This window comes from Actinomycetospora sp., from assembly GCF_055612215.1.
In genome coordinates, this window is sequence record NZ_JBVPVA010001101.1 from 1 (window position 1) to 1,751 (window position 1,751).

Here is a 1,751-nt window from a genome sequence, read left to right on the forward strand (position 1 = left end):
CGCGGACGGGCGGGAACGCGTCACGGACTCCAGGGTAATCTGGCCGACCGTGCTGGAGGTCGACGTGGTCCGCCTGGACCCGGGGCTGCCCGTGCCGCACCGGGCCCATCCCGACGACGCCGGCCTCGACCTGTGCACCCGCACCGACGTGGAGATCGCGCCGGGGGAGCGGGCCCTGGTCGGGACCGGGATCTCGGTGGCCCTGCCCCGTGGCTACGCGGGGTTCGTGTGCCCGCGCTCCGGCCTCGCCGCCCGGGCGGGTCTCGGCCTGGTCAACGCGCCCGGGACGGTGGACGCCGGCTACCGCGGCGAGATCCAGGTCTGCCTGGTCAACCACGACCCGCGGCGGCCCGTGGTGCTGCGGCGCGGCGACCGCGTCGCCCAGCTCGTGATCCAGCGGGTCGAGCTGCCGGCCGTGCGGGTGGTGGAGGAGCTCCCCGCCTCGGGCCGGGGCGCCGGCGGCTTCGGGTCCACGGGAGGATGGTCCGGCTCCGCGGACGACCGGAGCCGGACGGGTGATCTCGACCCCCCGAGGTCACGGATCGGTCACGAAGAGGGTATTGAGGACCCGGCACACACAGCCGATACCCATGACGACGAGGACGACCGGCGCGTTCCGGTGGCGGAGGAGCTCTGAGGTGACGTGGTCGTGACCGAACCGGCGCGGGGGCGGCATCGCAAGGGCCGCATCGCGCAGGTGCCGCCGTCGGCGGACCCGGCGGGCCGTCAGCACCACCAGCACCGGGGCCCCTGGGACTCCGAGGACGCGCCGCGCGACGGGCGCCTGCGCCTCGACCTCGGCTCCGTCCAGCTGCCGGTGCCCCCGAACGCGAAGCTCGTGTGCGAGCCGGACCCGACCGGTCCGCTGCGCGCCGTGCACGCGATGCTCCCCGAGGGCCGCCTGACCGTCAGCGCCTTCGCCGCCCCGCGCACCGGGGGCCTGTGGGGCGAGCTCATCGAGGAGCTGGCCCAGCAGCTGCACGCCGAGGGCGCCACGATCCGGCGCGACCGCGGCGAGTGGGGCCGGGAGCTGGTGGCGCGCAACGGCGACGTCGTCGCCCGCGTCGTGGCGGTCGAGGGCCCGCGCTGGATGCTCCGCGGCGTCGGGACCGGCCCCGCGGTCCACGCGCTCACGCTGCACCAGATGCTCCGCGAGATGGTCCGCGGAACCGTGGTGGTCCGCTCGCCCGACCCGCTGCCCGTCCGCTCGCTGCTGCCGCTCGAGGTCCCCGAGGACGTGCCCGAGCCGTTCCGCGAGACGCTCTTCCAGTCGCTGCCCACCCGTCCGCGGCAGATCACGTCGTCGGACGGCCCGGTGATCCCCATGATGCTGCCCCAGCCCAGCGATCCCGGCACGTCACCCGGGCGCAGCTGAACGGAGCTACCCTGTCCTCGGATCCGATGGCGGGTCCGGACGGCACCGCGGAGGCCGCGGTGTCCATCACGAGGAGCGGACGATGGGCAAGGGCTCGGGGTTCGTGTCGCGGATGGTCCGCAAGCTCACCTCCGACGTGTCCGATCTGGACGCCGAGGACCTCTCCGCCGACTCGGCGCGCTCGGGGTGCCACCTGGCGGGGAACTGCGGCGGATCCGGTGAGGCGATCACCGTGAAGGGTCGGCTGCGGTCGGTCGAGATCTGCCCGCGGGACTCCGTCGCGACGTTGGAGGCAGAGCTCTTCGACGGCACCGACGGTGTCACCCTGGTGTGGATGGGTCGGCGGCGCATCCCCGGCATCGAGCCGGGGCGCACG

The 1,751-nt window shown here is 74.9% G+C and carries 2 protein-coding genes and 1 pseudogene; all 3 read left to right on the plus strand.

What is annotated here, in order from left to right; translation table 11 throughout:
• Window positions 1-52 precede the first annotated feature (52 nt).
• Window positions 53-481 (plus strand): annotated as a pseudogene (gene dut, locus AC0CYZ_RS29760) (dUTP diphosphatase); the annotation flags it as partial.
• Between the two features lie 168 nt (window positions 482-649).
• A complete protein-coding gene (locus AC0CYZ_RS29765; RefSeq protein WP_472221721.1) occupies window positions 650-1,375 on the plus strand; it encodes a DUF3710 domain-containing protein in 726 nt (241 codons plus the stop codon).
• A gap of 82 nt (window positions 1,376-1,457) precedes the next feature.
• A partial coding sequence (locus AC0CYZ_RS29770) for a single stranded DNA-binding domain-containing protein (protein ID WP_472221722.1) occupies window positions 1,458-1,751 on the plus strand: 294 nt, incomplete at its 3' end.